The 4,390-nt window shown below is 67.7% G+C and carries 4 protein-coding genes; 2 read left to right on the forward strand and 2 right to left on the reverse strand.

All coding sequences use genetic code 11. From position 1 onward, the window contains the following. On the reverse strand, nt 1-592 hold a 592-nt coding region (locus tag FFS27_RS29215), incomplete at its 3' end, for a Sir2 family NAD-dependent protein deacetylase (protein ID WP_137952392.1). Between the two features lie 12 nt (nt 593-604). Beyond that, nucleotides 605-2,005, reverse strand: a complete 1,401-nt coding sequence (ddaR, locus tag FFS27_RS29220; RefSeq protein WP_003140491.1) for a transcriptional regulator DdaR — start codon at nt 2,003-2,005, stop codon at nt 605-607. A 210-nt stretch (nt 2,006-2,215) separates the two neighbouring features. Here ddaR and ddaH point away from each other — a divergent pair, with 210 nt between their 5' ends. After that, nucleotides 2,216-2,980: a dimethylargininase gene (gene ddaH, locus FFS27_RS29225; RefSeq protein WP_003086612.1), complete on the forward strand. Its 765-nt coding sequence runs from the start codon at nt 2,216-2,218 to the stop codon at nt 2,978-2,980. A gap of 104 nt (nt 2,981-3,084) precedes the next feature. After that, a partial coding sequence (locus tag FFS27_RS29230) for a basic amino acid/polyamine antiporter (RefSeq protein ID WP_137952393.1) occupies nt 3,085-4,390 on the forward strand: 1,306 nt, incomplete at its 3' end.

Below are 4,390 nucleotides of genomic sequence, written 5' to 3' on the forward strand. Positions count from 1 at the left end.
CCACCAGCACCGCATCGAAGCCTTTGCGCAATTCGCGGTACAGGGTATCGATCGCCTCTTCCGGCAACATTTCCTCGAACAGCACTACCGGTGGCCGCAGCACCCCGCCGCAAGCCGCGCAGCGCGGCGGCAACTGGCCGTGCAGATGTTCCTCCAGGCCGCCGCTCTCGGCACCGCAGGACTGGCAGTAGAGCGGCGCCAGTTCGCCATGGATCTCGATCAGCCGCTCGGCCGGCGAGCCGGCCTGGCGATGGAAGCCGTCGATGTTCTGGGTCAGCACCCAGCATTCCGGCTTGCGCTTCTGCAACTCGGCAATGGCTTCGTGGCCGGCGTTGGGTCGGGCCGCCAGGCAAGCCTTGCCGAGTTCCGCGAGGTACTTCCAGCACAGCGCCGGATCGCGCCGCAGCATCGGTCCGGAAAGCGCCGCCTCGATCGGCAGGCCCTCTTCCGTGCGACCGTTGTAGAGACCGCCGAGGCCGCGATAGGTGGGCATACCGGAGTCCGCGGAGAGGCCGGCGCCGGTGATGACCAGGATGCGTTCGGCGCGCCGCAGGGCCTGGGCGACGGTGGCGATCGGGCTGTGGCTGTCCATGGTTGGCTCCTGTCAGGCTGGCGGATCGAGGGAAGCCGGCAAGCCGAGCCGGCGCATGCGCCCGAGCAGGGTCGTGCGCGGAATCCGCAACCGGGCGGCGGCCCGGGAGAGATTGCCGCGCGCCTGGCGCAAGGCGTCTTCTATCAGGTTGCGCTCCTGTTGCGCCAGCGCCTCGCGCAGGCCTCCGACCGCCGCGCTGTTCATCGAGAGCGCGGCCTCGCCGCCCACGGCCTCGGCGCCGTCGTCGGCGAACGCCACCTCATCCAGCAGTGCGCCGCCCTCCCCGTGCAGCAACAGGCTGCGTCGGATCACGTTTTCCAGTTGCCGGACGTTGCCCGGCCAGTCGCAGGCCAGCAACTGCGCCAGCGCCCGTTCGCCAAGGGCGGTGACACGTGGGTTGAGGCTGCGCGCATCGCGACGGACGAACGCCCGTGCCAGCAGTTCCACATCGCCGGGGCGCTCGCGCAGCGGCGGGATGCACAGGCTGCCCACGTCCAGACGGTAGTACAGGTCCTCGCGCAGGCGTCCCTCGGCGATCGCCTGGCGCGGCGGCTGGTTGCTCGCCGCGATCAGGCGTACATCGGCCCGCTGCGGGCTCAGGCTGCCCAGAGGCAGGTAGCTGCCGTCCTGCAGGACCCGCAGCAGCTTGCTCTGCATGGCCATCGGCATGGAATTGATCTCGTCGAGGAACAAGCTGCCGCCCTGCGCCAGGGCGAACATGCCCTTGCGGTTCTCGGCGCCGGTGAAAGCGCCGCGGGTGGTGCCGAACAGGGTACTTTCCAGCAGCGTCTCGGGAATCGCTGCGCAGTTCAGGCTGATCATCGGACCGCTGCGTCGCGGGCTCAGGGCATGGGCGCGACGGGCGAACAGTTCCTTGCCGGTGCCGGTCTCGCCATGGATCAGCAGCGGCAGGTCGGTGGCCGCGAAGACGTCCAGGCGCTGCAACTGCCGCAGCAGGCTCGGCGCCACGCTCAGGATGTTCGGGCAATCCGCCGGGCCTGCGGCCTCTTCGGTCTCGGCGACGACTTCGCCGAGCTCCATCGCGCCGAGCAGGCAACCGTCGCGCCCGCGCAGCGGGATCGCCCGGTGGCGATACTGCAACAGCTCGCCGCCGGCCCCCACGTAGGCCTGCAGCGTATCGATCGACGGCCGCCCTTCGGCCAGGCAACGCAACAGCGTGCTTTGCTCGGCCGCCAGCCAGGGAGCGCTCTGCAACAGGTGCATGCCCAGCGCCCGCTGCGGGTCGAGACCATCGAGCAGGCCGCTGGCACGGTTGTAGTAGACGAAGCGACCGGAGGGGTCGACCACCGTGACCGGTTGCCGCAGGCCGTCGAAAATCGGCGCCAGGCAGTCCACCAACCAGGCTAGTTCACCGCTTCGCGCGGAAATCGTCGGCTCCTCGACAAGCGCCATGCTCTCCCCCTCGGTTTCCCGGATGTCGAAATCTCGTCAGTTGACCCATTTTCGACGCAGCGCGACCGAGCATCCTTGGCGTGGATCAACCAAGCCCTCGGAAAACCAGGAAAATCCTCCGATTTATCAAGGATTTCCAAGGCAATTCCCGGGCGTTGGCTGGCGCGTGGCTTGCAACGACCTCGTCGTCCCCACACGAGGAAAATCGTCATGTTCAAGCACATCATCGCTCGCACGCCCGCCCGCAGCCTGGTCGACGGCCTGACCTCCAGCCACCTCGGCAAGCCGGACTACGCCAAGGCCCTGGAGCAGCACAACGCCTACATCCGCGCCTTGCAGACCTGCGACGTGGACATCACCCTGCTGCCGCCGGACGAACGCTTCCCCGACTCGGTGTTCGTCGAGGACCCGGTGCTCTGCACCTCGCGCTGCGCCATCATCACCCGCCCCGGCGCCGAATCGCGGCGCGGCGAGACCGAGATCATCGAGGAGACCGTGCAGCGCTTCTATCCGGGCAAGGTCGAGCGCATCGAGGCACCCGGCACGGTGGAAGCCGGCGACATCATGATGGTCGGCGACCACTTCTACATCGGCGAATCGGCCCGCACCAACGCCGAGGGCGCCCGGCAGATGATCGCGATCCTGGAGAAACATGGCCTCAGCGGCTCGGTGGTACGCCTGGAAAAGGTCCTGCACCTGAAGACCGGGCTCGCCTACCTGGAACACAACAACCTGCTGGCCGCCGGCGAGTTCGTCAGCAAGCCGGAGTTCCAGGACTTCAACATCATCGAGATCCCCGAAGAGGAGTCCTACGCCGCCAACTGCATCTGGGTCAACGAAAGGGTGATCATGCCCGCCGGCTATCCCCGGACCCGCGAGAAGATCGCCCGCCTCGGCTACCGGGTGATCGAGGTGGACACCTCCGAATACCGCAAGATCGACGGCGGCGTCAGTTGCATGTCACTGCGCTTCTGAACCATGCCGCGGCGGACCGACCCGCCGCCTCCCGCCGTCGCACCCCGGCGCAGGCTCCGCCTGCGCCTGGCGCGACATACCGGATGCAGTTTCGGAGGTGCCACATGGCCGATTCGGACAAGGGAAAACTGGGGCTGCCGGCGCTGACCGCGCTGGTGGTAGGCGGCATCATCGGCAGCGGTATCTTCAGCCTGCCGCAGAACATGGCCGAAGGCGCAGGCGCCGGCGCGATCCTGATCGCCTGGGCGATCACCTTCGTCGGCATGCTGACCCTGACGCGGATATTCCAGTGGCTGTCGACCACCCGCCCCGAACTGGACGACGGCGTCTACGGCTACGCCCGCGAAGGCTTCGGCGAATACCTGGGGTTCAATGCTGCCTGGGGCTACTGGATTTCCGCCTGGGTCGGCAACGCCGGCTACCTGGTGGTGCTGTTCAGCGCCCTCGGCTCGTTCGGCGCGCTGGCCTTCTTCGGCGACGGAACCACCTGGCCGGCGCTGCTCGGCGAATTGACGGTGCTCTGGCTGATGCATGCCTTCGTCCTCCACGGCGTGCACAACGCGGCGATCACCAACGCCATCGTGACCCTCGCCAAGGTGGTGCCGATCGCCCTGTTCATCCTCTGCGTAGCCCTGGCCTTCCGCATCGAGACCTTTCACCTGGACTTCTGGGGCAGCCCGGCCCTGGGCAGCGTCACCCGCCAGGTGGAAACCACCATGCTCTACACCGTCTGGGTATTCCTCGGCATCGAGAGCGCCACGGTCTATGCCAGCCACGCGCGGCACGCGGCCGATGTCAGCCGTGCAACCCTGCTCGGCTTCGTGGTCACCCTGCTGTTGCTGGTCTGCGTCTCGGTGCTGTCGCTGGGCGTGGTGCCGCAGCACGAACTGGCGCAGATGAAGAACCCCTCGATGGCCCAGGTGATGGCCGCGGCGGTGGGCCCCTGGGGCGCCACGCTGATCAACGTCGGGCTGATCGTTTCGGTCGGCGGCGCGCTGCTGGCCTGGACCATGCTCGCGGTGGAAATGCTCTACCTGGCCAGCCGTGGCCCAACGCACACCGCGCCGGCACTGTTCGGCCGCACCAATGCGGTGGAAACCCCAGCGCCGGCACTGTGGCTGACCAGCACGCTGATCTCTGCGCTGCTGCTGGTGGCCTTCCTCAACGCCTCGGGCTACAACGCACTGATCCAGTTGGCCACCTCGATGGCGCTGATCCCCTACCTGCTCTGCGCCGGCTTCTGCCTGAAGCTGGTGGCGCGCCGCCCGCACTCGGGCGCGATGCTGGCGCTGGCGCTGTTGGGGACGCTCTACGGGGTCTGGCTGATCTACGCCGCCGGGCTGAAATACCTGCTGCTGTCGATGATCCTCTACGCGCCGGGCCTCGGCTTCTTCCTGCATGCCCGTCGCC

This window comes from Pseudomonas sp. 2VD (genome assembly GCF_005503585.1).
GTDB lineage: Bacteria > Pseudomonadota > Gammaproteobacteria > Pseudomonadales > Pseudomonadaceae > Pseudomonas > Pseudomonas aeruginosa.

Excerpts from the sequence above, each read along its gene's own strand:
- ddaR (WP_003140491.1), bottom strand. The coding sequence starts at position 2,005 with ATGGCGCTTGTCGAGGAGCCGACGATTTCCGCGCGAAGCGGTGAACTA.
- ddaH (WP_003086612.1), top strand. The coding sequence starts at position 2,216 with ATGTTCAAGCACATCATCGCTCGCACGCCCGCCCGCAGCCTGGTCGAC.